The sequence below is a fragment of the Ruficoccus amylovorans genome (assembly GCF_014230085.1).
GTDB lineage: Bacteria > Verrucomicrobiota > Verrucomicrobiia > Opitutales > Cerasicoccaceae > Ruficoccus > Ruficoccus amylovorans.
Window position 1 is genome coordinate 181,858 of record NZ_JACHVB010000012.1, and the last position, 25,067, is coordinate 206,924.

General features: G+C 62.0%; 21 protein-coding genes. 13 read left to right on the plus strand and 8 right to left on the minus strand.

The annotated features are described in order from the left end of the window. The first annotated feature begins 32 nt into the window (after positions 1 to 32). Complete coding sequence (locus tag H5P28_RS01810; RefSeq protein WP_185673990.1) at positions 33 to 1,028, plus strand: tRNA dihydrouridine synthase; 996 nt, start codon at positions 33 to 35, stop codon at positions 1,026 to 1,028. 564 nt (positions 1,029 to 1,592) lie between these two features. Then, a complete protein-coding gene (locus tag H5P28_RS01815) occupies positions 1,593 to 3,335 on the plus strand; it encodes an ATP-binding cassette domain-containing protein (protein WP_343075462.1) in 1,743 nt (580 codons plus the stop codon). 39 nt (positions 3,336 to 3,374) lie between these two features. Here H5P28_RS01815 and H5P28_RS01820 read toward each other — a convergent pair whose 3' ends face one another. The 3 genes from H5P28_RS01820 to panB are packed head-to-tail and all read right to left on the minus strand — an operon-like array spanning position 3,375 to position 5,436. Further along, a complete protein-coding gene (locus H5P28_RS01820) occupies positions 3,375 to 3,656 on the minus strand; it encodes a hypothetical protein (protein WP_185673991.1) in 282 nt (93 codons plus the stop codon). Then, positions 3,656 to 4,660, minus strand: a complete 1,005-nt coding sequence (locus tag H5P28_RS01825; protein WP_185673992.1) for an NAD(P)H-dependent glycerol-3-phosphate dehydrogenase — start codon at positions 4,658 to 4,660, stop codon at positions 3,656 to 3,658. The genes H5P28_RS01820 and H5P28_RS01825 overlap by 1 nt, the downstream gene beginning before the upstream one ends. Then, entirely contained in the window at positions 4,657 to 5,436 is a 780-nt protein-coding gene (gene panB, locus H5P28_RS01830; protein ID WP_185673993.1) for a 3-methyl-2-oxobutanoate hydroxymethyltransferase, read from the minus strand. The genes H5P28_RS01825 and panB overlap by 4 nt, the downstream gene beginning before the upstream one ends. Before the next feature lie 207 nt (positions 5,437 to 5,643). Between panB and H5P28_RS01835 the strand changes: the two genes are divergently transcribed. From H5P28_RS01835 to H5P28_RS01845, 3 genes are all read left to right on the plus strand, one after another. Then, positions 5,644 to 5,907, plus strand: coding sequence for a hypothetical protein (locus H5P28_RS01835; protein WP_185673994.1), 264 nt, complete (start codon positions 5,644 to 5,646; stop codon positions 5,905 to 5,907). Between the two features lie 185 nt (positions 5,908 to 6,092). Then, entirely contained in the window at positions 6,093 to 6,866 is a 774-nt protein-coding gene (locus tag H5P28_RS01840; protein ID WP_185673995.1) for an SET domain-containing protein, read from the plus strand. 403 nt (positions 6,867 to 7,269) lie between these two features. Further along, positions 7,270 to 8,826 (plus strand): pyruvate carboxylase subunit B, encoded by a 1,557-nt coding sequence (locus H5P28_RS01845; RefSeq protein WP_185673996.1) that lies wholly within the window; start codon positions 7,270 to 7,272, stop codon positions 8,824 to 8,826. 281 nt (positions 8,827 to 9,107) lie between these two features. On the opposite strand, the gene scpA is transcribed toward H5P28_RS01845, so the two are convergent. Then, complete coding sequence (gene scpA / locus H5P28_RS01850) at positions 9,108 to 11,297, minus strand: methylmalonyl-CoA mutase (RefSeq protein ID WP_185673997.1); 2,190 nt, start codon at positions 11,295 to 11,297, stop codon at positions 9,108 to 9,110. Between the two features lie 54 nt (positions 11,298 to 11,351). Next, positions 11,352 to 13,490 (minus strand): methylmalonyl-CoA mutase family protein, encoded by a 2,139-nt coding sequence (locus H5P28_RS01855; RefSeq protein ID WP_185673998.1) that lies wholly within the window; start codon positions 13,488 to 13,490, stop codon positions 11,352 to 11,354. 178 nt (positions 13,491 to 13,668) lie between these two features. Between H5P28_RS01855 and mce the strand changes: the two genes are divergently transcribed. From mce to H5P28_RS01880, 5 genes are all read left to right on the plus strand, one after another. Further along, on the plus strand, positions 13,669 to 14,070 hold the full coding sequence (mce, locus tag H5P28_RS01860) for a methylmalonyl-CoA epimerase (RefSeq protein ID WP_221773331.1): 402 nt from the start codon (positions 13,669 to 13,671) through the stop codon (positions 14,068 to 14,070). Between the two features lie 44 nt (positions 14,071 to 14,114). Further along, positions 14,115 to 15,668, plus strand: coding sequence for an acyl-CoA carboxylase subunit beta (locus tag H5P28_RS01865; RefSeq protein WP_185673999.1), 1,554 nt, complete (start codon positions 14,115 to 14,117; stop codon positions 15,666 to 15,668). A 4-nt stretch (positions 15,669 to 15,672) separates the two neighbouring features. Beyond that, entirely contained in the window at positions 15,673 to 16,047 is a 375-nt protein-coding gene (locus H5P28_RS01870; RefSeq protein ID WP_221773332.1) for an OadG family transporter subunit, read from the plus strand. A 45-nt stretch (positions 16,048 to 16,092) separates the two neighbouring features. Then, complete coding sequence (locus tag H5P28_RS01875; protein WP_185674000.1) at positions 16,093 to 16,488, plus strand: biotin/lipoyl-containing protein; 396 nt, start codon at positions 16,093 to 16,095, stop codon at positions 16,486 to 16,488. A gap of 110 nt (positions 16,489 to 16,598) precedes the next feature. Then, a complete protein-coding gene (locus H5P28_RS01880; protein ID WP_185674250.1) occupies positions 16,599 to 18,047 on the plus strand; it encodes a sodium ion-translocating decarboxylase subunit beta in 1,449 nt (482 codons plus the stop codon). A gap of 251 nt (positions 18,048 to 18,298) precedes the next feature. Here the strand turns inward: H5P28_RS01880 and H5P28_RS01885 are convergent, their stop codons facing one another. Beyond that, on the minus strand, positions 18,299 to 18,853 hold the full coding sequence (locus H5P28_RS01885) for a YqgE/AlgH family protein (RefSeq protein ID WP_185674001.1): 555 nt from the start codon (positions 18,851 to 18,853) through the stop codon (positions 18,299 to 18,301). A gap of 322 nt (positions 18,854 to 19,175) precedes the next feature. Further along, positions 19,176 to 19,655: a deoxycytidylate deaminase gene (locus H5P28_RS01890; RefSeq protein ID WP_221773333.1), complete on the minus strand. Its 480-nt coding sequence runs from the start codon at positions 19,653 to 19,655 to the stop codon at positions 19,176 to 19,178. Here H5P28_RS01890 and H5P28_RS01895 point away from each other — a divergent pair. Both H5P28_RS01895 and H5P28_RS01900 read left to right on the plus strand, forming a co-directional pair. Beyond that, positions 19,654 to 20,529 carry a rhomboid family intramembrane serine protease gene (locus H5P28_RS01895; RefSeq protein ID WP_185674002.1) on the plus strand — a complete coding sequence of 292 codons (876 nt, stop codon included), beginning with the start codon at positions 19,654 to 19,656 and terminating at the stop codon, positions 20,527 to 20,529. The two genes, H5P28_RS01890 and H5P28_RS01895, sit on opposite strands and share 2 nt — an antisense overlap. Before the next feature lie 140 nt (positions 20,530 to 20,669). After that, a complete protein-coding gene (locus tag H5P28_RS01900) occupies positions 20,670 to 21,461 on the plus strand; it encodes a DUF748 domain-containing protein (RefSeq protein ID WP_185674003.1) in 792 nt (263 codons plus the stop codon). Positions 21,462 to 21,729: 268 nt separating this feature from the next. Here the strand turns inward: H5P28_RS01900 and H5P28_RS01905 are convergent, their stop codons facing one another. Then, positions 21,730 to 23,325 (minus strand): hypothetical protein, encoded by a 1,596-nt coding sequence (locus H5P28_RS01905; RefSeq protein ID WP_185674004.1) that lies wholly within the window; start codon positions 23,323 to 23,325, stop codon positions 21,730 to 21,732. 440 nt (positions 23,326 to 23,765) lie between these two features. Between H5P28_RS01905 and H5P28_RS01910 the strand changes: the two genes are divergently transcribed. Then, positions 23,766 to 24,803 (plus strand): type III polyketide synthase, encoded by a 1,038-nt coding sequence (locus H5P28_RS01910; RefSeq protein WP_185674005.1) that lies wholly within the window; start codon positions 23,766 to 23,768, stop codon positions 24,801 to 24,803. The last annotated feature ends 264 nt before the right edge of the window (positions 24,804 to 25,067 follow it).

Sequence of the window (25,067 nt, forward strand, 5' to 3'; positions counted from 1 at the left end):
CCATTCCATTTTATAACATTTTTCCCTTCCTCATGCCCGAGACTTTACCCTGGTTCGCCGACGGGGCCTTCCCCCTGTACCTGGCGCCGATGGCCCGCTACACCGACTACGGCTTCCGGCAACTGTGCAAGGAACAGGGTGCGGACGTGATGGTAACGGAGTTCGTGCAGGCGGACGGCCTCCTGCGCGGCGGGCACCAGGCTTGGCGGGCGGTGGATTTTTCCGAGGAACAGCGCCCGATGGGCGTCCAGCTCTTCGGCTCAAGTCCGGACACGATGGCCGAGGCCGCCCGGCTGGTCTGGGAGCGCCACCGGCCCGACTTTATCGACATCAACTACGGCTGCCCGGCCTGCAAGGTCATCGACCAGAACGCCGGTTCGTCGCTCCTGCGGGATCTGGACCGGCTCGGCGCGGTGGCCGAAGCCGTGGTCAAGGCGTTGCCGGAGTGCCCCGTGACCGCGAAAATCCGTATCGGCTGGGACGAAAACTCTATCGTCGCGCTGGAAGTCGGGCGCATCCTGACCTCCGTCGGCATCCGGGCGCTGGCCGTCCACGGGCGCACGAAGGAGCAGGGCTACAGCGGCCAGGCCGACTGGGATGTGATCGAGGAGGTGGCCCGTGCGTTGCCCATCCCCGTCATCGGCAATGGCGACGTGCGCGACTGGCGCTTCGTGGCCCGCGTGCGCCGTGAGTCTGCTATCTCCGGCCTGATGATCGGGCGCGCCGCCCTTGGCTACCCGTGGATTTTCAAGGAGATCAAAGAAACCCTCGCCACCGGCGAAGCCCCCGCCCCGCCGACTGTCCCCGAGCGCTGGGCCACGGTTTTTCGTTTTCTGGATCTGCTGCTGGAAGGCTCGTACAAGGGCAAGCCCGCTGACGACATCGCCTGGATGCGTTCCAAAGTCAAAGCCCTGACCAAAGACATGCCAGGCTCCCGCAAGCTCCGCCCCGCCATCGACCGCCTCAACACCATCGACGAACTCCGTACTCTCGCCAACGAGCACCTGACCCAGTTCGCGGAGCCGTGAGCCGCACAGGACGTTTTTAGAAGAAACTCACACGGAGGCACAGAGGCACGGAGTTGGAACGATTTGAGTGGGGGTGTTTTACTTGTTTTTGGTCAATATTAAGAGAATAATACGCGCTTATGCGTGAGCTTTTAACCCTCAGAGGCTTTCGGCTTATTTTGCTCGTCGTTGTCTTGGGCCTGATCGGTTTATTCCTGCTGAATCGCTATGGGCCAGCGGCGCGGCAGGGAAAAAATATGGCTTTGGCGCAGGGGTATGTTGACGTGAAAATGGAGGAGATTGCCGGGAGGAAGAATTTGCCCAAGTCAGCATCGTCGTGTCTCCGGCCGCCAATGGTTCAGTCCTTGTGCATGGCGTTGTTCGGGATGAGGCCAGTGAGAACCGGTTACGTGAGCTTGTTGAGAGTGATCCCCCGCCGACAGCTGTTCGCTGGCGGATTATGGTTGAAGCTGCGATGGCTAAAGAGCTGGAGGCAGGCGAGGCCACCTCCGCTCAATAGAGCATCTTCGCTTTTTGCGTATTGTCATTTTCTCAATACCACCCTCCGTGCCTTTGTGCCTCCGTGTGAGTAAATCCATATTTGCCAAGGCCGGGGGGCAGGCTTACACACTCATTGCGATGATTCACTGCCGCGCGCTCACCGTCACGACTCCCGATGGCAAGACCACACTCCTGCGCGGGGCGACGGCGGATTTCCTGCCCGGCGGCATGAATGCCGTTATCGGCCCCTCCGGTTGTGGCAAGACGACGCTGATGAAGGCGGTTCTTGGCATCCTTCCGGCGCAAGGGGAGGCCTTCTGCGGCGGCGAAAGAATCACCTGCCCGGAAGATTTGGTCGGGCGGGTTGGGTTCGCGCCGCAGTTCAGCATCGCCCAGCCAAAGCTGACGGTGGAGGAGTCGTTGCGCTACGCGCTGGAGTTGTGCGTCAGCGATCCGGGCGAGCGGTCGCGGCGGCTGGAGACGATTTTGACCGTCATCGGGCTGGCCGAGCACCGCAGCAAGCGCATCGAATCGCTCTCCGGCGGACAATTGCGGCGGATCGGCCTGGGGCTGGAGTTGACCCTCGACCCGCCCTGCCTGATCTGCGACGAGGTGACCTCGGGGCTGGACCCGCTCTCGGAGGACCAGATCCTCGCGCTCATGCGACGGCTCTGCCGGGAGCGGGGGAAGACCTTTCTGTGCATCATCCACAACCTGGCCAAGCTCGATTGTTTCGACCGGATCACGGTCGTGTACGAAGGGGACGTGGTTTTTCAGGGGACGCTGGAAGAACTGTGCGCGTTTTTTGAAATTCCCGACGCGCTCCATCTCTACGACCGTCTCAACGCCGAGGAGCTCTCCCACTGGCAAGACAAATGGAGCGCGGCAAACACCGCCGCAGACGCCGCCCCGACCCCTGAAAACAGCCCTCAGCCCGCTTTTTCAACCGCCAACATTCCGGCCCCGGCACGGCGTCCGGGCGGAGTGGGGCAGTACCTGACGCTCCTGCGGCGGCGCTTTACGCTGTTTTTCCGCGACAGCGGTTACCTCTGGTTGACGCTCGCGATCACGTTCGGCTTTCCCTGTCTGGTGGTGATTTTCGCGCTCGACGGATTGCCGCAGATTCAGGGCATGGCGCTGGAGCGTTCGGTCAGCTTCATCGAGGAGATGCGCCAAAATATCGCCTTTAAAATTAACGCGATGGAGACGACCTCGCTGGTGACGGGGCTGATCATGTTTCAGGTCATCCTGCTCACCCTGATGGGCTCGAACAACGGCGCGCGCGAAATCGCCGCCGAGCGCACGCTCTACGAAAAGGAGCGCCTGAGCGGGCTCGGGGTCATCCCCTACGCGCTGGCGAAAATTACCTTCGTGCTCCTGATCGCGTTTTTCCAGGGGGCGTGGATGACGTTTTTCGTCAAAGTAATCTGCCGCTTTCCGGGGCCGTGGTTGACGCAGTTTGCGGTGCTCATGCTCGTGTGCGGTTCGATGACGCTGGTCTGCCTCGGGTTCTCGGCACTCTTTAAGTCGGCGGAGAAAGCCAGCCTGCTGTCAATCTACTTGGTGGGATTCCAACTCCCACTCTCGGGGGTGGTGCTGGCCCTGCCGGATTCGCTGGTCTGGGTCTGCCGCCCGTTTATCAACAGCTACTGGGGCTGGGCCGGGTACCTGAGCTCGATGCTCGACACGCGCTTCTGGGACGCCTTCCGCGAGAACAACGCCCAGTGGGTGGCCTCGCCGGGACAGGCCGTTGCCGTGCTCGCCCTGCAAGGCGCGGTCGGGGTTGCCCTCGTCCTGTGGGGCTGCTCCCGTAAACAGTGGAACTAGTGTGCCGTTAGCCAAGTGCTTGCACTAAATTTGGGGGCATTACCACTGGAGGCGGTTCGGGGGGATGTCGGATTCGAGGGAGCGGTGGAAAAATTTCTCGGCCTGGCCGACGAGCCGCGAATACTGCCCGTAGCCGCCGCACCAGGCGTTTTCGGCGCAGACGCGTTTGAGGGTGCCGCCGGTGACTTTGCCCTCGGCGTCGAGGCGCGGTTCGAACTCGACCATCAGCCGTGGTTGGCCGAGGTGGTGGACCAGCACCGTCACCCGCCCCTCGTCATGATGCTCGACGATGAGGAAGCGGGGAAAGGCTTTGTTGTCCATCAGGAGTGTTCGGGTTTCAGGCTGCGCGAGAGCAGGACACCCAGCGCCTGCCGGGGTTCGACTCCTTGATACAGGATGGCGTGGATTTGATCAAGGATAGGTGTGCGCGCGCCGCACTTTTTCACGATCCGGAAATAGCCGTCGGTGGCGTCGTAGCCCTCGACCACGGTCTTGCGGTGGTCGAGCAGGTCGGCCACGCGCTGGCCCTTGCCAACGGCTTCGCCGAAGCCCCGGTTGCGGCTCCACGCGCCGAAGCTCGTGGCCATGAGGTCGCCCACGCCGCTGAGCCCGTAAAAGGTTTCGGCCTGACCTCCGAGGGCGATACCGAGCCTCGCCATTTCGTGCAGGGAACGGGTGAGCAGGGCGGCTTTGGCGTTGTCGCCGAGTCGGAGTCCGTCGCACAGGCCCGCGCCGATGGCGTAAATGTTTTTCAACGCGCCCCCCAGTTCGACGCCGCGCAGGTCGGCGGAACGATACACGCGCAGCGAACCGCCGTTGAGCGCCTCCTGCATGCGGGCGGTCAGCTCCTCCCCGGCCTCGCTGGCAAGGACGACGGCGGTCGGACTTCCGGCGGCGACTTCCGCCGCATTGGAGGGGCCGGAGAGAGCGCCCACCGCGATGCCGGGCACCAGCTCGGAAACAATTTCGCTCGGCGCGTGCAGGGAGCGCATTTCGACGCCCTTGCACAGGGTCACGACCATCTTCGCCTGCCAGGCGGACTCGCGAGCGGCGGCCAGCTCCTGACAAAACTCGCGCAAGCCGCGGATCGGGCAGGCCAGGACGATCATCTCGGCCTCCATCACGGCGGGCTTGAACTCGCAGCCGATCTGCATGTCCGGCCCCCAGGTGAAGCCCGGCAGGTAGTCGCGGTTCTCGCGTGCGCTGGCCAACTCCAGCGCGTGCTCCATGCGGCGCGGGCAGAGGGTGACGCGATGCCCCAGCCGGGACAGGTGAAGGGCCATGCCGGTGCCCCAGGCACCGGCTCCGAGGACGGCAATGTTCATGAGGGAAATTTCCTTTCGCGGACTTCTTCGGCGTAGGTGGAAAAGGCGTTTCTGACGGTTTCGCGCAGGTTGGCGTATTGCTTGGCGAAGGCCGGGACATAGCCCGGCGTGAGCCCGAGCAGATCGGTATAGACGAGCACCTGGCCGTCGCAGTCCACCCCGCAGCCGATCCCGATGAGGGGGACGCCGGTGGCGGCACTGACGGCAGCGGCGGCCTCGGGGGCGATCATTTCGCCCACCATGGCGAAGGCGCCTGCTTTTTCCAGCGCCTGCGCGTCGCGGATGAGCTGCTCCTTTTCGGCTTCGGTCTTGCCGAACTTGCGGTAGCCGCCGAGTTGGTAAACCTGTTGCGGGAGCAGGCCGATATGGCCGAGCACGGGGATGCCGGAAGCGGTCAGCAGGGCAATGGTCGGGGCGACATCCTCGCCGCCCTCGATCTTCACGGCGTCGGCCCCGGCCTCCTGCATGAAGCGCGCGCAGGTCTCCAGCACAAAGTCCGGGCTGCGGCGGATGATGGCAAAGGGGATGTCCGCCACCACGAGGGCGTCGGGCTTGGCGCGGACGACGGAGGCGGTGGCCTGAAGCATCATGGGGACGGTCACGGGCACGGTGGTGTCGAAGCCCAGATGGGTCGTGCCCATGGAGTCACCGACGAGGATCAGGTCGATCCCGGCCTCGGAGGCGAGCCCGGCGATGATACTGTCGTAGGCGGTCACGCAGACGACAGGGCGCTTGCCCTTGAGTTGGCGGATGTGGCGGGTGCTCACTTTTCCCATAGCGTGCCTATCGCAATCCCTGCCCGCCTCGCTGGCAAGCTGATTCCGGGAGCGGCTGAATCGATAGCCGGGTGGACCGCCAACTCATAGAGAAACTGCATGGGCGGTGTCATCCGTGCCCAGTGCGGCAGGTACCGCCTATAATGTTCGGTCATGGGCGCAGGTCGGGGTTGCATTTGCGCAAAGCGGGCCGATAATCCCGCTCTTGTGATCCGCAGGTTTTATCTCTGGCTTTACCATCGACGGCAGCAGCGCTCTTCGCGTCAGCGGCTGTCGGGGCGTCGGCGTCCGCCGTCGCGTTTCCGGCGGTTCACATACACGGCGTTTACGCGCGAAGGCTCCGGCAAGTACACGCCCTCGCAGTTGCGCAAGCACTGGATACGCACGGTACTGGCGCTGGCCTTGGCCTATGGGGTGGGGTGGTTTTTGTGGGAGAGCTTTCATGCGCTGTTTATCTTCCAGCCGAGCTGAGTTATTGAAAGTGAAAGACACGCCAACCCGGCGGTGCGTTTAAAATCAACTGGGTGCGCTGCGAATAAATGTGCCGTCCGGAATCTGTGTTGCGGGGCGTTGTTGTCGCTTGAACGAGGAGGGGCGTTTTATCTTGCAAGGAAAGCTTGCGCTGCGGGCTGAGCGGGACAACTCTTGACCACTTTATGGCAAAAAAGAACGAGGGCCAGTTGTGGGAACTGCGTAAGTCCACCATCCACAATCAGGGAATGTTCGCCGCCGCCGATATCGAGTCGGGCACGCGAATCATCCAGTATGTCGGCGAGAAGATTTCCAAGAAGGAATCTACCCGTCGCGCCCTCGCATGGGAGGCATCGGCCCGGACGAAGGGCGAAGGGCTGGTCTATATCTTCGACCTGAACAAGCGCTTCGACCTCGACGGCAACGTCCCGAACAACCCGGCCAAGTACGTCAACCACTCCTGTGACCCGAACTGCGAGGCGGTCAACTACGACGGCGAAATCTGGATCGTCGCGCTGCGTGACATCAAGGCCGGGGACGAACTCGGCTTCGACTACGGCTACGACATCCAGCACTTCATGGATCACCCCTGCCGCTGCGGTTCGAAGAACTGCATCGGCTACATCGTGGCCCAGGAGTTCTGGCCCAAGCTGAAGAAGCTGCTCAAGAACAAGAAAAAGGCCGAGAAGGTTGGCCGCAAGGCCGCCCGCGACGCCGCCCCGGAGGAGGCCGTGCCCGTGCGTAAAAAGAAGTCGGCCAGCAAGAAGACCACAGCGAAAAAGAGCACCGCCACGAAGGCCGTGTCCAAAAAGGCCGCGGTGAAAAAAACGCCGGTCAGCAAAAGCCCGGCGAAAAAATCTGTGGTCAAAAAGAGCGCGGTGAAGAAAACGGCAGCGAAGAAGGTCGCCAGCAAAAAGACCCCGGCTCGCAAAAAGAAAACCGCCGGGAAGAAGGCCTGAGTCGTCGGAGCTATTGAACGGTAGCTGCTGCTCAGGTTCGCTGTGTCTGCGGGCCATCTTTGAGAAAAAGAGATTAACCACAAAGGGCACAAAGCGCACAGAGAGGGAAAATATTTCCCGCGGAGCCACGCGAAGGAACGCGAAGTTTTTAAAAGCAATATTTCTTCGCGCCTCTTCGCGTGGCTTCGCGGGCAGCTTCTTTCCCCTTTTTTAATGCTCTTGTTGGGCACAGCGCATGGCCCCATCTTCCCTCTCTGTGTCTTTGTGGTTAAGTATTTTCATTCCAAAATGGGGCAGGGCATTATCAGTTTTTTTGGACGAGGAGAGGGCTTTTGCTTCAATTAGTCTGGCGCGCAGAAGCAAAGAGTTGTCAGTCACCCGCAAATGCGTTTATAAACGCATTATGAGCGAGACCGCCCCCGTAATTTTCAACAACACTGTCCTGCGCGACGGCCATCAATCGCTGGCCGCCACCCGCATGAAAACCTCGCAGATGCTGCCCGTCTGCGAAGACCTGGACAATATAGGCTTCGGTGCCCTCGAAACCTGGGGTGGGGCGACCATCGACTCCGGCCTGCGCTTTTTGGACGAATTCCCCTTCGACCGTCTCGACGCGCTCAAGAAAGCCTGCCCGAAGACCCCGCACATGATGTTGCTGCGCGGCCAGAATATCGTCCAGTACGCGCACTTCCCCGACGACGTGGTGGCCAGCTTTATCAAGCTCTCCGCCAAGCACGGGATGAATATCTTCCGCATCTTCGACGCGCTCAACGACCCGCGCAACATGGAGACGGCCATCCGCGCCGCCCGCGAGGCCGGGGCCGAGGCCCACGGCACGATTTGCTACACCACCAGCCCCGTCCACACGACGGAGAAGTTCATCGAGTTGGGCTGCCGTCTGGAGACGATGGGGGCGACCGGCATCGTGCTCAAGGACATGGCCGGGCTCGTCCCGCCGGCGCGGGCTGCGGCCATTATCGCCGGGCTCAAGTCGAAGGTCAAAATCCCCGTCTGGTTCCACACGCATGACACTGCCGGCCTTGGCGCGGGTGCGTACATGGCGGCGGTTGACGCCGGGGTGGACGCCATCGACCTGAGTGTGATTCCTTTTGCCAATGGCACCGGCCAGCCTGACACTTCGCGCATGCTCGCGCTCCTGGCCGAGCACCCGCGCTGCCCGAAGTGGTCCACCGAGAACGACGAACGCCTGGCCCGTATCCGCGCGCACATGACACGCGTGTACGCCGAGCTGAGCGACTTCACCAGCCACAAGAACGAAGTCGTCGATACCGACACGTTGATTTACCAGGTGCCCGGCGGCATGCTCTCGAACTTCCGCAACCAGCTCAAGGAGCAGAAAATGGAGGACAAGTTCGAGGAAGTCTTCGCCGAAATCCCCGTCGTGCGCAAGGCCCTCGGCTGGATCCCGCTCGTCACCCCGACCTCGCAGATCGTCGGCATGCAGGCCTTCCTCAACGTCAAGTTTGGCCGCTGGAAGCAGATTTCTCCACAGGCCGCGGACATCGCGCTGGGCTACTACGGCACCACGCCCGCCCCGGTGGACAAGGAAATCCAGGCCCTCGCCGCCAAGCAGTTCCAGAAGGACCCGATCACCTGCCGCCCGGTCGAAGCCTCCGGCTCGAACCACAAACACATGGAAGACCTGCGCAAGGAGCTGACGGCAAAGGGCCTGCCCTCCGACGACGAGCATTGCGTGATCTACGCCATGTTCCCGGCGCAGTTGGAAAAGCACTACGCTCCGAAAGCGGCTCCCGCCCCGCAAGCCCCGGCTGCGCAGGTGGCCCCTGCCGTACCGGCTCCCGCTGCCGAGGCGCGCAACGTCGTTCATCTGGGCCATACCGCCCCGGCGGAGTATGCTTCCGCCCCCGGCCGCGTTACCCGGCTAAATCTGAAGATCGAAGGCGTCGAGCACAACGTTTCCATTGAGGAACTTGCCTGAGCGCGGTCGCTTCGCTGATCGTTTTTTATCAAAAAGCCCGGCGCGTTGCATGCCGGGCTTTTTTTTGTTTTGGGGGAGGGGAAGTGACTGGGGCTGCTCGCCCCAGACCCCCGCTTAAGGCGAAGCCTTAAGAATCCGAGATGCCGTCTGGCATCTCCTTGTGCCTTTCTTTGCGTCCTTCCCGCTCTTCCTGTTAAACAAAAAAACGGGCGCTCCGCAGTGGAGCGCCCGTTGTAAACTGTGTTTGACTTAAGAGCGGATCAATCGCTTGACCGGTCGGCTCAGTCTTCGGCGGCCTGCTGTTCGAGGAGGAGTTCGAGCATCTTCTTGGCGCTCTCGGGGATGATCGTCCCCGGCCCGAAGATGGCGCTCGCTCCGTTCGAGAGCAGGAAGTCGTAGTCCTGAGCCGGGATGACGCCGCCACAGACGATGAGGATGTCCTCACGACCGAGCTTCTTGAGTTCGGCTGCGAGGGCGGGCAGCAGGGTCTTGTGACCGGCGGCCAGCGAACTCATCCCGATCAGGTGAACGTCGTTTTCGACGGCCTGGCGGGCGGTTTCCTCGGGGGTCTGGAAGAGCGGGCCGATGTCCACGTCGAAGCCCATGTCGGCGTAGGCGGTGGAGACCACCTTGGCGCCGCGGTCGTGGCCGTCCTGGCCCATCTTGGCGATCATGATACGCGGGCGGCGGCCTTCCTTCTCCTCGAAGGTGGCGATCATCTTCTTGATTTCTTCCATCGTCTTGCTGTCTGAGCCGAACTCCTTGGCGTACACCCCGGAGATCGAGCGGATTTGCGCCTTGTAGCGCCCGAAGGGCTTTTCCATGGCGTCGGAGATTTCACCCAGCGAAGCGCGGACCTTGGCGGCCTCGACGGCGAGGGCGAGCAGGTTGCCCTGTTTGTCTCCGGCGGCCACCTGGGTGATTTCTTCCAGAATGGCACGGCAGGCCGACTCGTCGCGCTCGGCGCGGAGCTTTTCCAGACGCTTGATCTGGGAAAGGCGCACGGCGGTGTTGTCGATGTCGAGGATGTCGAGCGGGTCTTCCTTGTCCAGGCGGTACTTGTTGAGGCCGACGATGGTCTCCTGCGAGGAGTCGATACGGGCCTGACGGCGCGCGGCGGCTTCCTCAATGCGGAGCTTGGGCAGCCCGGCCTCGATGGCCTTGGTCATGCCGCCGTGGGCTTCGCACTCCTGGATGTGGCCCCAGGCTTTTTTCATCAGCTCGTTGGTCAGCGCCTCGACGTAGTAGGAGCCGCCCCACGGGTCGATCACCTTGCAGATGCCGGTCTCTTCCTGGAGATAGATCTGCGTGTTACGCGCGATGCGGGCGGAGAAGTCCGTCGGCAGGGCGATAGCTTCATCGAGCGCGTTCGTGTGCAGGCTCTGGGTGTGGCCGCAGGCCGAAGCCATCGCCTCGACACAGGTGCGCACGACGTTGTTGAAGGGGTCCTGCTCGGTCAGCGACCAGCCGGAGGTCTGCGAGTGCGTGCGCAGGGCGAGGCTTTTCTCGCTCTTCGGGTTGAACTGCTTGACGATCTTCGACCAGAGCACGCGGGCGGCGCGCATCTTGGCCACTTCCATGAAGTAGTTCTTGCCGATGGCCCAGAAGAACGACAGGCGCGGGGCGAACGCGTCCACGTCCAGCCCGGCCTTGACCCCGGTGCGCAGGTACTCCAGGCCGTCGGCGAGGGTGTAGCCCATCTCCAGGTCCGCCGTGGCACCCGCCTCCTGCATGTGGTAGCCGGAGATCGAGATGCTGTTGAACTTGGGCATGTTCTGCGAAGTGTAGGCGAAGATGTCGCCAATGATTCGCATCGAGGGCTCGGGCGGGTAGATGTAGGTGTTGCGCACCATGAACTCCTTCAGAATGTCGTTCTGAATGGTTCCCGCGAGTTCTTCGAGCTTCGCGCCCTGTTCGAGGGCGGCCACGATGTAGAAGGCCAGGATCGGGATGACCGCGCCGTTCATGGTCATCGAGACCGAGACCTTGTCGAGCGGGATCTTGTCGAAGAGGACCTTCATATCGAGGATGGAGTCGATGGCGACCCCGGCCTTGCCCACGTCACCGACCACGCGCGGGTGGTCCGAGTCGTAACCGCGGTGCGTGGCCAGGTCAAAGGCCACCGAAAGGCCCTTTTGCCCGGCCGCGAGGTTGCGGCGATAGAAGGCGTTCGATTCCTCGGCGGTGGAGAACCCGGCGTACTGGCGGATGGTCCAGGGGCGAAAGACGTACATCGTCGCGTACGGTCCGCGCAGGAAGGGGGGCAGCCCGGCGGTGTAGCCGAGGTGCTCCATGCCCGCGAGGTCTTCCTTGGTGTAGAGCGGCTTGACCGGGATCTGCTCCATGGTCTCCGTTACCCAGTGGGCGACGGTCTTGCCGGTTTTTTCGGCGACGCGTTTTTCCCACTGTTCACGGCTGATCGGCTCCGTGACCGGTGAATAGTCAATGCTGGTAAAGTCTGGTGTTTTCATGCCTGAATTTCGTTGTGTCTTCAACTCTCATGCGAATGGCCAAAGTGCCGCGCTTTACATCACGCCGATGGCTTCGAGGTACTTCTTGTTGATGTCGTACACGTTGGAGCGGATGGAGATGAAGTCGTCCAGTCCGGCCTCGGTGTAGGCGGGGCCATTCTCGCCGGGGTCGCCCGCGAGGATGATCTTGATACCGGGGGCCTCGGCCTTGAGGGCCTTGCAGAAGGCCGGGACGAACTCCACGTAGGCGTCGTCGGTGCCGCAGATGACGGTCAACTCCGAGCCGGAAGCCTTGACCCCGGCCACGGCGGCCTCGACGCTGTCGAAGCCGTCGGCGGCCACGATGTCGAATCCGCCCACCTCGAAGAAGCCGCGTGTGAAGTCGGCGCGGGCCTTGTGCTTGCGCAGCGGCCCCATCGTGGTGAGGAACATCTTTGGTCCGTGCCCTTTGGCCTGGGTGTAGGCGTCGGCGGCGTCGCGCATTTCCTCGAAAATCTGCGCGCCGCGCACGGAGGGCAGGGCGGTGACGGAGGGGACTTCGCCGGGCTCGGTGTGGAGCGCCTTGAAGATGGCCCCGAGGGTCGCGCCCTGGGAGGCGGCGGCGGCGAGGCGGTCGATCAGGCCATCGTCGCGGTCGGCCAGGGTGGAGAGGTCCACGTCCTTGGCGGCGGCCTTGACGGCCTCGACGCGCTGCTTCTTGACCTCGGAGAAGTCCGGGGTCGTCTTCGGCAGCGGCTTTTCCTTCAGGTTCGGGTAAAGATTGGTGCCGACGAGGTTGGCGCGGCGCTGGGTCAGCAGCTTGATGCGCCCGGCGTTGGTCTTGGCGATGCGGGCCTGGACGGAACCGCTCTGGAGCGCCGCGACCATGCAGCCTTCTTTTTCGATCTCCTGGAAAATGCCCCAGGCACCCTTGGCCACCTGGTCGGTCAGGTTCTCGATGAACCACGAGCCGCCCGCCGGGTCGATCACGGCGCGCAGTTCGCATTCTTCCTGAAGGATGATCTGCGTGTTGCGGGCGATGCGGCGCGAGAAGGTGGTGGGGGTTTCGATCACCTCGTCAAACGGGCTCACGTGCATGCTCTCCACGCCGCCGACGACGCCCGAGAGGGCTTCGGTGGTGGTGCGCAGCATGTTCACGTAAGGGTCGTGGACGGTCTTGTTCCACAGGCCGGTACGACCGTGGATCTGCATGCGGGCCGCCTGACGGTCGCCGCCGAACTCGGAGACGATCTTCGACCACAGGATGCGGGCGGCACGCAGCTTGGAGACTTCCATGAAGAAGTTGGCCCCGAGCGTGAACTCGAAACGGATGGCCTTGGCCGCCTCGTTGATGTCGAGGCCGGCTTCCATCAGCTTGCGCAGGTAAACGGTCCCGGTGGCGAGGGCGCAGGCGAGTTCCTCGACCGCGCTGGCCCCGGCGTTGGCGTAGGGGAGGGTGGAGACGCCCACGGGCGTGAACTCCGGCGCGTTGTCCTTGCAGTAGCTGGCGAGCGCGGCCATGTCGGCGAAGGCTTCATCGAGCGAAACCGGCAGCGAGCCGGAACGGGCGAGCACGCCGAGCGGGTCGAGATTGAGCCCGCCCTTGAGGCTTTTGGCTTCCTTGCCCTGTTCCTTCAGCCAGGCCACCAGCAGGGCGGCGACGGCCACGCCGCTGACGCCGGACTGGAAGTTGATATTGACCGCTTCGGGCACGACGTCCTTGAAAGCTTTTTGCAGGTCCTCAAGCGTGGCGACGGACAGGCCGCAGGCACCGACTTCGCCGACACCGGCCTCGGCCGGATCGCGCCCGGTCTGCCCCGCGATGTCGAGGGCGACGTTGAGGGCGTCCTGACCGCGCTGCATGTCGCTGAGCGCGGCGGCGTTAAATTCCTCCGGCAACCCGTAGGGAAGCTCCTGGGCGATTTTCCAGGCGTTCTTCAGGTAGCCTTCGTCCGTGGCGCCACGGGAGAAGTTAAACTCGCCGGGGAAGCTTTCGAGGTGCTCAAGGCCCTCCATGTCTTCCTGCCGGTAAATCGGCTGCAGCGTGATGCCTTCCGGCGTCGGCGTAAGCATCTTCTTGTCGAAGGGGGCGCCTTTGAGGAGTTTTTCCGCCGCTTCTTTCCAAGTGGCGTAATCGACGGGTGCGAACTCTTCGAGCAGGTTTAATGCTTTCTGGTCGCCGACGGACGAGGTGGTCGTATCGGTGTTGCTCATGACTAACTGGTTGAGGGAATAAATTTGCTAATAACCCGCACAGGATTATGGTGGATCAGATAAGCTTCTGACCCCCAAAACTGTCAATGCGAAAAATAAAATTTGTTTATCGCGAAATGGGTTGACTTTAGAAAAACTTATTCAATAAATCCAATCCCGGTTAACAACTTTTAGCATCATGTTACAGCAAATCGACCACCTTGGTATCGCCGTAAATTCTCTGGACGAGGCGATCCCGTACTATGAAAACGCCCTGGGCCTCAAGTGCGAGCATCGCGAAGAGGTTGCCTCCCAGAAGGTTCGGACTGCTTTCTTCGAATGCGGTCAGGTGCACATCGAGTTGCTCGAGCCGATGAGCGAGGACAGCCCGATCGCGAAGTTCATCGCCAAGAACGGCGAAGGCATCCACCACATCGCCTTCCGTACCGACAACATCGAAGGCCAGCTCAAGCAGGCTTCCGATAACGGCGTGCGGCTGATTAATGAAGTGCCGGTGGATGGCGCGGGCGGCAAGCTCGTGGCCTTCCTCCACCCCAAGTCCACCCGCGGCGTGTTGACCGAGTTCTGCATGCCCAAGTAACGCGGCAGGTCCGCACCGACTGATCCCTTCAACCATTTTGCAATATGGCTATCGCAAAAGAACTGCTCGATGAGCTGAAAAAACGCCGGGAACGCGCTGACGCCGCCGGCGGCAAGGCAAAGATAGAGAAGCGCCACGAAAAGGGCCTTCTGTGCGCCCGTGAGCGCCTGGAACTTTTCTTTGAAAAGGGCACCTTCCAGGAGTTCGGCAAGCACGCCCAGCACTCCTGCCACAACTTCGGCATGGAAACCAAGGACATGCCCTACGACGGCGTTGTCTGCGGTGTGGGCTATGTGGACGGACGTCCCGTAGCTGCCTTCAGCCAGGACTTCACCGTGGGTGGCGGCGCTCTGGGCCGTATCCACGCCAAGAAGATTGTGGACCTGATGGACTACGCGCATGACATGGGCATCCCCGTCGTCGGTATCAACGACTCCGGCGGCGCCCGCATCCAGGAAGGCGTGGACTCGCTCTCCGGCTACGGCCAGGTTTTCTTCAAGAACGTGTTCCTCTCCGGCGTGGTGCCGCAGGTGGCTATCATCGCCGGTCAGTGTGCCGGTGGGGCCGCTTACTCGCCCGCGCTGACGGACTTCCTCATCATGACGAGGACCAACGCGAACATGTTCATCTGCGGCCCCGGGGTCATCAAGGCCTCGACGGGTGAATCTTCGACGCTGGAACAGTTCGCCACCGCCGACGCGCACGCCTCGGTCAGCGGCAACATCCACCTCATCGCCGAGGACGACAAGCACGCGCTCCAGCTTGCCAGCAAGCTGCTCTCGTACATGCCCTCGAACAACCTTCAGGACCCGCCCCACGCGCCGACTGAAGACATCGACCTGAGCGACGACCCCGGCATGAACGAACTCGTGCCGGAAAGCTCGAAGACCCCGATGGACGTCAAGGACGTGATCGACCGCATGGTTGATAAGGAGAGCTTCTTCGAGATCATGCCCGATTTCGCGAAAAACATCGTGGTCGGCTTCGCCCGCATCCAGGGGATCGTGGTCGGGATTATCGCGAACCAGCCGACGGTCAAGGCCGGTACGCTCGACATCGACTCCTCCGACAAGGGCGCGCGTTTCATCCGTACCTGCAACATTTATAACATCCCGATCGTGACGCTGGTGGATGTTCCCGGCTTCATGCCCGGACTGGCCCAGGAGCGTGGGGGCATCATCCGCCACGGGGCCAAGATGCTCTTCGCCTACGCCTCGGCCACTGTGCCGAAGATCACCCTGATCCTGCGCAAAGCCTATGGCGGTGCCTATCTGGCCATGTGCAGCGCGGACATGGGCGCGGACATGGTCTTCGCCTGGCCGACGGCCGAGATCGCGGTCATGGGTGCCGAGGGCGCTGTCGGTGTGCTCTACCGCAACGAGATCAAGGAGGCCGCTGACCCGAAGGCCAAGGAAGCCGAACTGCGCGAGGAATACCGCCACAAGTTCGCCTCTCCCTACCAGGCCGCCGAGTGCGCCATGATCACCGACGTGATCGAACCCAAGCAGACGCGCGCCGTGATTTCGCTTGCCCTGCGCAATACGCTCAGCAAGCGTGACACACGCCCGCCGAAGAAACACGGCAACATCCCGCTCTGATACCATGACATTCGCAGCCACTTGCTCCCTGGCCTCACTGCTGTCGCAGTTCGAGGACTCACTCCACATCATGCTGGGGTTTGTATTCGTCATCGTGGTGCTGGCCATCCTGGCCGGTGTGACCCAGGCGGTCGGTTTTATCTTCTCGATGAAGAAGCCGGCTGCCCCGAAGCCGGTGGCCGCCGCCGCTCCGGCTCCGGCCGCTGCCGCGCCCGCCGCTTCCGAGGGGATCAGCCCCGAGGTGGTGGCGGTGATTGCCGCCGCCGTTCACACCACGCTGGAACACCCGCACCGCATCCTGTCTATCCGCCCGTCTGCGGACCGCTACTGGGCCGCCGAAGGACGCCGCGAGATATTCCGCTCCCACAAGGTTAGATAAGCACCCGAGAGATCCGCACACTAATTACAGAAAGACTTTACGCACATGAAGAAGCTCCGCATTACGGTTGAGAATAAGACCTACGAGGTCGAAGTTGAAGTTATCGGCCAGGAAGATGCCTCCCCGGTCGCCGCTCCCCGGCCTGTCGCCGCCAGCTCGGTTGCCGTGAGCGCCCCGGTGGCCGCCCCGGCTCCGGCCCCCGCGCCCGCCGCTGCCGCACCCGCCGGTGCCGGCGATGTGGTCAGCCCCCTGTCGGCGGTGGTCGTCTCGGTCGATGTGAAGCCCGGCCAGGCCGTCAAGGAAGGCGACAAGCTGATCACGCTCGAAGCGATGAAGATGAACACTTTTGTCAATGCGCCTCACGCCGGTACGGTTTCGGCCATCCACGTCGGCGCCGGTAACGCGGTCGAAGAAGGTCAACCTCTGCTGGCGCTTAGCTAAGCTCCGGCGGTTCCATCCAACACCCACAGGGGGCAACTGCGCTCATGAGCGAATTAATCGACCTAATCCTGAACACCGGATTCTTCCATCTGGACTGGCGCATGCTGGTCATGTGGGGAGTCGTCGGTGTGCTGCTGTACCTGGCGGTACGGCACAACTTCGAACCGCTTCTGCTGGTGCCGATCGCCTTCGGCGCGCTGCTGGCGAACCTGCCTTCCGAGGGCATGATCAACAAGCCCGCCGGGGAACTGGTTTCGCCGGTCAACGGGACAGTCGTCGCCGTCAATGCCGATGAACAGCGAAACGTCATCCTGCCTCACGTGCCGATCGAGCGGGTGGGGCACCTGACCAAGTTTTCCGACGAGGCCGATCTGGTGAATCTCTTTGAAGAGGAGAACGCCATCCAGAACCTCGACGAGCGCACGCTGATGGCCGTCATCCGGCCTGACCGGGGCGACCCCGAGCTGCTGCAGAAGCGCATCGCGGTCCCCTTCAACGGCACAACGATTGAAATCAGCCCCGAGGACTACCTCGTCTGGGCCGACGCCTCCGGCAACATCAGCCGCCTCTACGTCGGGGCCGGTGAGAAAGTGAACAAGGGCCAGCCGCTGCTGCGCGTTTACAGCGACCACACGGGTGGCCTGTACCACTACATTTCGTTAGGCATCCTGCTGGAGCTGTTCCCGCCGCTGATCTTCCTCGGTGTCGGCGCGCTGACCGATTTCGGCCCGCTGATCGCCAATCCGCGCACGCTCCTGCTCGGAGCCGCCGCGCAGTTCGGGGTCTTCGCCACCTTCATCGGGGCCATCCTGCTCGGGTTTTCACCACAGGCCGCAGGGGCCATCGGGATTATCGGGGGGGCCGACGGTCCGACCTCGATCTTCCTCGCCAACGCCCTCGCGCCGGACCTGCTGGCTCCCATCGCCGTGGCCGCGTACAGCTACATGGCTCTGGTGCCGCTGATCCAGCCCCCGATCATGACCGCGCTCACGACCAAGAAGGAACGCAAGATCCGCATGAAGTCGCTGCGCAAGGTCTCCAAGCTCGAAAAGCTGCTTTTCGCGCTGATCGTGACCGTGTTCTGTATCCTGCTGGTTCCGCCGGCAGCGCCGCTGATCGGTATGCTCCTGCTGGGTAATTTCCTGCGCGAGTGCGGTGTGACCGAGCGCCTTTCCAAGGCCGCCCAGAACGAACTGATCAACGTCGTGACGATTTTCCTGGGAACGAGCGTGGGTATCACCATGACCGGCGAACGCTTCCTGCGGGGCGAGACGCTGAAGATCCTCGCCCTCGGGGTGATCGCCTTCGGGGTGGCCACCGCCGCCGGTGTGCTCATGGCCAAGTTCATGAACCTCTTCTCGAAAAACAAGATCAACCCGCTGATCGGTTCCGCCGGTGTCTCCGCCGTGCCGATGGCCGCCCGCGTCTCGCAGGTCGTCGGCCAGAAGTACGATCCGGGCAACTTCCTGCTCATGCACGCTATGGGCCCGAATGTGGCCGGTGTTATCGGGACCGCGTTGGTAGCCGGCTACTTCATCAGCGTGCTGGCCCAGCACTAGGCGTAAGCAAACGCCAGGGGATCGTCCGATTCCGCTATTTTTCCAAAACCGCCCGGTCACTCCGGGCGGTTTTTTTTATGGCGGAAGTAGAGTTCGGGGCACGGGGAGAGGGAAGAGAGCTCACACGGAGGCATAGAGGCACGGAGGTTTCTTTCCGGACCCCACACAGGAACTCGGCCACGCGGCCTATCCTTCTCAAAGCCTTTGCGTCTTTGTGCCTTTGTGGTTAAAAAATAAGAATAGCCTTGGCCTCAATTCAGGGTGGGGTCGTCCGGCGCGTCAGCGAGGAAGGCGAGTTCGGGCCAGGTGCTGGCGAGGATTTCGCGCCACATGGCCGGGCCGTCGAGCCCTTCCATCATATGGCCGTTGACAGGGATGACGAGCCAGGCGTTCTGCTGGCGCTCGGTTTCGAGTTGTCCCTCTGACCACCCGGCATAACCGAGAAAAGCCCGGACTTCCAGCTCCGGCGATTCGGCCATCAACTCCGTCAGCCGCTGCTCAGAAATGCCGAAGTACAACCGAAAGGCGGAACTCTCCGGCAGCCAGTGCCAGGCCGCCAGCAGGAGCTGGTCGCGCTGGACGGGGCCGCCTTCGTACACGGGCACCTGGGCGAGCGGCCCGAAGGCGTACTCGCCATTCAGCGTGCCCAGGTTTTGGCCAGTGGGGCGGTTGATAATCACGCCGAGCGAGCCGTTCTCCTCGTCGTGGGCTGAGAGCAACACGATGCTTTTACGGAAGTTCGGGTCGTGCAGGCCGGGGTGGGCGACCAGCAGAGAACCGGAAAAGGGCTTCACATCGTCGGGCATGAGAAGGGCTAGGTCGTGTACGCAAACCTCACGACGAGGAGTTTTCTGCCATTTTTTAGGCAAAAATGAGGCTCTCGAAGCGAGGCAATTTGGCGAATTGTTGAGTTGAGGGAAATCATTTTGGGCGGAAAAGGGATAAAGAATCCGATGTTCAGGAGGTTTGCGTACACGACCTAGTGTCCCGTTAGCTTAGTTCCTGATAAAAATATTTTCACCGCAGAGGCGCAAAGACGCAGAGCGAACTCTGTATCCATGAAGTTTTTTGTGCTTCTTGTGCCTTTTTGTGGCCATTAACATTTGTTAAGAACTTAGCTAACACGACCTAGAGTTTGATCACATCGACTCCGGCTTCGCGGAGCAAGTCCAGCGCGATGGAGTCGTTGCGGTAGTCGTCGAGGTACTTGACGACCTTGATCCCCGCCGCGCAGAGGATTTTCGAGCAGTTGATGCAGGGGAAATGCGTGATATAGGCCGTGGCCCCGTCGAGGCTGACCCCGCGCCGGGCGGCATCGGCGATGGCGTTCTGCTCGGCGTGCACGGTCCCCTGTTCGTGGTCGTCGCGCATCCGCGAGAGGTGCGGCGAGCCGGGCAGAAAGCCGTTGTACCCGGCGGCCACGAGGCGGTTTTTATGTTCGCCGGCGGAGACGAGGACGCAGCCGACGTGGAGCCGTTCGCAGGGCGAGCGCGAGGCCATGAGGATGCTCATGGAGGCGAAATACTCGTCCCAGGAGGGCCGTTGCGTCCAGCCGCCGACCATGCGCTTGAGCTGGTCGATCTGGCTCAGGGATTGCGCGGTTTCCATGTGGAAAAGCCTTGAGCCTGCGCCCGCGCCCGGCAACCCTAAACACGTGCAAGCTCCCGTCCCCGAAGGTCTGACCGTGGTCGGCTCCTATGAGAGCTTCCGGGCCGCTAACGAACGCGCCCTCGTGGTGCTCTCCATGCGGCTCTCCTACCGGATGATCCACGAGGAAGGGCGCTACCTGCTTTGCGTGGACACCTGTCATGCCGGGGCGGTGCAGGAGCAGCTCGACCGCTACGAGCAGGAGAACGCCGCCTGGCCGCCGCCCGCGCCGGTCGAAGTCGAAAGCCACCCCGCCGCGCTGGGGCTGTGGATTTACGCTGGGGTCTTGGTGGCGTTTTTTATCGGGCAACAGCTTTGGCCCGGTCTGGAACAGGCGGGTATGAACGATTCGCAGGCCGTCACCGGGGCGGGGCAGCTCTGGCGCTGCTTCACGGCGCTGCTGCTGCATGCCGACATCGCCCACCTCGCGGGGAACCTTGTCTCCGGCCTCTGCCTGATCTGGCTCGTGGTGCAGATATTTGGCAACCGGCTGGGCTGGCTGCTGGTCATTGCCAGCGGCGTTATGGGAAACGGCCTGTGCGCGTGGCTCTATCGTGAGACCGCGTACCGTTCGCTGGGGGCCTCGACGGCAATTTTTGGCGCGCTCGGGCTGCTCGTCGGGCACGCCCTGGCGGTCGGCTTCAACCCGGAGGGCATGAAGCGCCTGCGCTCGCGGCTCGTGCCGCTCGCCGCCGGGCTGACCGTGCTCGTCATGACCGGCACCGGGGGGGAGCAGACCGACATCCTTGCCCACGTGGCAGGCTTCACGGCGGGGGGGCTTCTGGGCCTGATTGCCAGCCTCCTCCGACGCGGGCGCCGGGAGCGTGTCGGTTAGGCGGGTTTTCGCAACGAGCCGTAGGGGCGGAGATTTTAACCGGACGTAACGTGAACCAGGTCGATGCCTCAAGCGGTTTTCCAGCCTTGCCACCTCTTGCGCGGGTCCGCATTCTTTAACCCACCTTAATTCATTCTATTATGATCAAAAAAATCCTTCTAGTGCTCGTCGCACTCGTCATCATCGCCGGTGTGGTGCTCTACTTCACGCTGGATAATATCGTCAGCAAGAGCGTCAAGTACGCCATCAACACCTACGGACCGCAAGCCACCCAGACCTCGGTCACGGTCAAGGACGTGGGCATTTCGGTTTTCGGGGGCAGCGCCAAGATCGGCGACCTCCAGGTCGGCAACCCGGAAAGCTTCCAGCCGCCGGCCAACGCCTTCAGCTTGGGGGACATCAGCGTCTCGCTCCAGCCCGCTTCGCTCATGAGCGACATCATCGTGATCGATGAGATCACCATCACGGACGCGGAGTTCAACTACATCACGAAGACTTTTACGTCGAGCAACCTGCAAACCATCCTCGACAATGTGAAGGACTTCTCCGGCAAGGCCGCGCAAGCTCCCGCTACCACCACTCCGGCCACGGCTGAGCAGCCGCCCGCCGCCGCTTCGCAGAAGAAGTTTGTCATCCACAACGTCCGCGTCACCGGGGCCAAGGCCAACGCCACCGTGCTGGGCCAGTCGATCAAGGTCGAGATCCCCGACATCATCCTCCAGAACGAATCCCCCGAGGGCATCAACCCCGCCGAACTGGTGGACAAGGTCCTCTCCGATGTGCTCGTGCAGGTCATCGAACAGATCAGCAAGCAGGTCGAGGAGATCGCCAAAGACCCGACCAAGGCCGGCCTGGACATCATCAAGGGCGCTACTGACACTGGTGATGAAACCGTGGACAAGGCTGTCGATACGATCAAGAATCTCTTCTAGTCGATTTGGTTTACCGGACGAATCCCGCTTGGCATTGGTCCGCATAGACTTCCTTTTACGAAAAAAAGGCTCCCTTGCGAGGGAGCCTTTTTCGTTTGGGGGTAAGTCAGTTTGAGTGCCCCTCAGGGATTACGGCTTTCAGTTTCACTGAAAGCCGTAATCCCTGACACGATGAGCAGCATCGAAAGTGCAGGGTCCGGCTGGACCAGCAATCTGCCTGCCGCGGGTCCGGGGCGCGCAGCCCCGGAAAAGAATTTTGAAACAGCGCTTAGTGCATGCGTTGCTCGGAACTGCTCTGCTTGAGTTGCTGGAGCGTGCCGGAGAGGATACGGACCGTCTCCACCGGGAGGGTCAGCAGGGCGGTCATGGTGTTGTTGCCCGTGTCCACCTCGATAGTCATCGGTTCGAGCGGGGTGGCGGCCAGATTGCTCAGGACAAGCGTCGTGCTCGGCGAGGCCGGCAGGTTCATCTGCCGGAGGCTTTGCATGTAAACGGACTTCAGGTCCACGTAGGCTCGCAGGGCCTGGCCGTCCTTCAGTGACAGGTGGTCGGAAAGCGGATCGTCGGCTGCCCGGTCGGCGGCGACGGCGGCGGCCAGCTCTTCGAGGCGCTCGGGTTGATTGGAGATGACAATCATCCCGTCCACGATCTGGTGGGTGGGCGGCTCGTACTGATCGAGGGTGTTGAGGCTGCCCCCGGCCACGACGTTACCGACCGCTCCGGGCAGGGCCGAGGAGATCGGCCCGGCGGCCTTGGTCGTGCTGGTGGCCATCTGCACGGCGCTGGCGTACTGCTGGACGGGGATTTCCTCCAACAGGGCTGGCATGATGTCGGAAAACAGCTCGTCGAGCAATTGGCTGAAGGGTTCCTGCTCCCAGTCGCCGCCGACGACTCCGGCGTAGTCCACCTGCTCGGGCTGGAATTCGAGCCGATAGGCCCCGGTGCCGTCCCAGTCTTTGGCGATGGTGTTGAGGGTCTGCTCCAGCTTGTCGTGGAGCTGGGCGGCCTCGGGTTGTTCCCCTGTGGCCTCCATGCGCTGGAAAAAGACTTTCAGGTAGTCACTGACGGCTACCGGATCGACATGGTAGATGACGCCCGCGTTACCCGTGGCGGGCACGAAGCGTGCCACCGAGACCTCACCGCCCGCCGGGGCCGAGAGCAGGGCGGCTTCGGGGGTGTCGGGCCAGGCGACCTGGCGCGTGCCGACCTGAAAGCGCTCGGTGTCGAGGTTGATCCCGAAAAGTGAGGACTGGACGTTCTCCATGAAGGCGAGGGCCAGGGCCAGCCCCTGCTGGTCGCTTCCGGCCTTTGAGCCGCTGAGGCTTTGGCGCATGCGCTGCATATCCTCGCGTGAGCGCGTGACCTCGAATTCAAAGTCGAAGACGCGCTTTTTACGCACGAGTTGGAGGATTCCTTCAATGTTGTTGGCATTAACGTAGTGCAGGGAAGCCTGATCGGGCGCGATCACAGTCCACCCGCCGACTTCCTTCACCGCCATGCCGCCGACCTGCTGGATCTTGGCGGGGACAGAGCTTCCGGCGGAGAATTTCGTCACCAGCGCGTAGGCTATGTCGCCGGGCAGGCCCGTCTCGAAGCCCACCAGCCCGGAATTCTCGGTGCGCGAAGCCCCCGGAAAGGTTGGGTAGCCGATCTGCCCGAGCGTGAACAGCGTCAGGAATTGCAGGGTCTGATTGGTGTCGGTGGCGTAGCCGAAGGCGTTGATCTTCTCCGGCAGGGAGGGCAGGGGGGGGAGCCGCAGCACGCCGAAGGGCTTCGGGGCGGATTGTGCGCCGAGGGCAAGGGTTCCCAGCAGCAGCATCAGGAACGCCGGGCGGGTACGGGAGAGAAAATTAAGGGAAAACATATGCGTTGTGGCCATAACACCGGCTCATACCGATGACAACGGCGAATTCTTTCGTCCTGCACCCCGGAGAAGGGTTCCTTTTTTTCTCTGCCCTGGCCTTCCACTGTCGAGGAGGGCGAGCCAGGCCGGAGGCCCTCATGCGGTGGGGAATCGCTGCGGGTGGAGGGGGAGGTCAGAAAGGGTTTTTTGCCGATTTAAGCGCCCCGATCACGTCCAAACCCGGGGCTTGCATGCCCGTGCGTGTGCATCATGGCTTGACAATCCGCCCGCCAGGGAGGAAGCAAGCACCTTGGATTTTTCAAGTTTAGTGGGTCTTTCTCAGCTTTCCGGCAGACGGAACGCCCTACGTGCAGCGATTAATCCCACACCGGGGGGCGACCTGAACACGCTTGCCCGCCGCGGCTGATTGCCTTTCACTTCCTGTTCAACCTGACGTATTAATGTATCTTCAAGCTCTCGCCAATCGCGTCCCGCCGACCGCCTACACCCAGAAAGAGTGCTGGGAAATGCTCCAGCCGACCGAGCCTTTCAAGCAGCTCCTGCCCCGCTCCAGATACATCCTGGAGAAAGTCCTCATCAGTGGAGCCAGCGGGATCGAAAAGCGCCATCTGGCCGTTCCGGACATCCAGAATGTTTTCAAGAAGGACGCCGGGCAACTGAACCGTGAGTTTGAACGCGAGGCCCCGCTGCTCGCCGCCGACGCCCTGACCGACGCGCTCGAACAGGCAAGCCTCAAGCCAGACGAACTCGACGCCCTCATCGTGTGCACCTGCACCGGGTACATCTGCCCCGGCATCACCAGCTACGTGGCCGAGCGCCTGAACATGCGCCGGGACACCTACCTGCAGGACATCGTCGGCCTGGGCTGCGGTGCTGCCGTCCCCACGCTGCGCGCCGCCGAGGGTCTCATCGCCGCCAACCCCGGCATGAAGGTTGGTGTCATCGCAGTGGAAATCTGCTCGGCCGCCTTTTACCTCGACGACGACCCCGGCGTGCTCGTCTCGCTCTGTCTTTTTGGCGATGGCGCATCGGCCAGCATCTGGACTGACAAGCCCGGTCCCACCGGCCTCCAGGCCCGTAATTTCGATACCGTCCACCTCCCCGAGGACCGCGAACTGCTGCGCTTCGAGAACAAGGATGGCAAGCTGCGCAACAAGCTGCACCTCTCCGTCCCGCAAAAAGCCGGGATCGCGGTCGAAGGGCTTTTCCGTAAGCAGGACCCTTCCCAGATCGCTCACGTGCTCTCCCATGCCGGAGGCCGCGACGTGCTTGTGGCCGTGGCCAAGAAGCTCAAAAACTACGAACTGCATGAGGCCGAAGTCGTCCTGGCCAACTACGGTAACATGAGTAGCCCGTCCGTCCTTTTCGCGCTCGACGAGTACCTCAAGGGCGACAACGCCCCGCTCGACGGCAAGGACCTCTGGCTGACCAGCTTCGGGGCCGGTTTCGCTGCCCACTCCTTCCGGCTGGGGCTGTGAAATCGCGGTAAAACCGCGATTTCAGTTTGAGAGTTTGAGCGTTTAAAGGTTTGAGAGTTGGTCAAAGGGCTTTGTCACTGTTTAGAGCGTTTCAAATAAAGTCGTAGCCGTCACAAAATGGCCGAATGGCTAAATGATTAAATGGTTAATTGTTATTTCCTACGTTCGGAATCCAACAATTAACAATTAGCCATTTAGCTATTCAAAGTTTGTGGCTACAGTAATTTTTGAAACGCTCTAAAGTGGTTTATTGCGATGAGGTTG

Bases quoted from the DNA above. Each gene is read 5' to 3' on its own strand.
- H5P28_RS01810 (WP_185673990.1), top strand. From the start codon at position 33: ATGCCCGAGACTTTACCCTGGTTCGCCGACGGGGCCTTCCCCCTGTAC.
- H5P28_RS01820 (WP_185673991.1), bottom strand. From the start codon at position 3,656: ATGGACAACAAAGCCTTTCCCCGCTTCCTCATCGTCGAGCATCATGAC.
- H5P28_RS01825 (WP_185673992.1), bottom strand. From the start codon at position 4,660: ATGAACATTGCCGTCCTCGGAGCCGGTGCCTGGGGCACCGGCATGGCC.
- panB (WP_185673993.1), bottom strand. From the start codon at position 5,436: ATGGGAAAAGTGAGCACCCGCCACATCCGCCAACTCAAGGGCAAGCGC.
- H5P28_RS01840 (WP_185673995.1), top strand. From the start codon at position 6,093: ATGGCAAAAAAGAACGAGGGCCAGTTGTGGGAACTGCGTAAGTCCACC.
- H5P28_RS01845 (WP_185673996.1), top strand. From the start codon at position 7,270: ATGAGCGAGACCGCCCCCGTAATTTTCAACAACACTGTCCTGCGCGAC.
- scpA (WP_185673997.1), bottom strand. From the start codon at position 11,297: ATGAAAACACCAGACTTTACCAGCATTGACTATTCACCGGTCACGGAG.
- H5P28_RS01855 (WP_185673998.1), bottom strand. From the start codon at position 13,490: ATGAGCAACACCGATACGACCACCTCGTCCGTCGGCGACCAGAAAGCA.
- mce (WP_221773331.1), top strand. From the start codon at position 13,669: ATGTTACAGCAAATCGACCACCTTGGTATCGCCGTAAATTCTCTGGAC.
- H5P28_RS01865 (WP_185673999.1), top strand. From the start codon at position 14,115: ATGGCTATCGCAAAAGAACTGCTCGATGAGCTGAAAAAACGCCGGGAA.
- H5P28_RS01870 (WP_221773332.1), top strand. From the start codon at position 15,673: ATGACATTCGCAGCCACTTGCTCCCTGGCCTCACTGCTGTCGCAGTTC.
- H5P28_RS01875 (WP_185674000.1), top strand. From the start codon at position 16,093: ATGAAGAAGCTCCGCATTACGGTTGAGAATAAGACCTACGAGGTCGAA.
- H5P28_RS01880 (WP_185674250.1), top strand. From the start codon at position 16,599: ATGTGGGGAGTCGTCGGTGTGCTGCTGTACCTGGCGGTACGGCACAAC.
- H5P28_RS01885 (WP_185674001.1), bottom strand. From the start codon at position 18,853: ATGCCCGACGATGTGAAGCCCTTTTCCGGTTCTCTGCTGGTCGCCCAC.
- H5P28_RS01895 (WP_185674002.1), top strand. From the start codon at position 19,654: ATGTGGAAAAGCCTTGAGCCTGCGCCCGCGCCCGGCAACCCTAAACAC.
- H5P28_RS01890 (WP_221773333.1), bottom strand. From the start codon at position 19,655: ATGGAAACCGCGCAATCCCTGAGCCAGATCGACCAGCTCAAGCGCATG.
- H5P28_RS01900 (WP_185674003.1), top strand. From the start codon at position 20,670: ATGATCAAAAAAATCCTTCTAGTGCTCGTCGCACTCGTCATCATCGCC.
- H5P28_RS01905 (WP_185674004.1), bottom strand. From the start codon at position 23,325: ATGTTTTCCCTTAATTTTCTCTCCCGTACCCGCCCGGCGTTCCTGATG.
- H5P28_RS01910 (WP_185674005.1), top strand. From the start codon at position 23,766: ATGTATCTTCAAGCTCTCGCCAATCGCGTCCCGCCGACCGCCTACACC.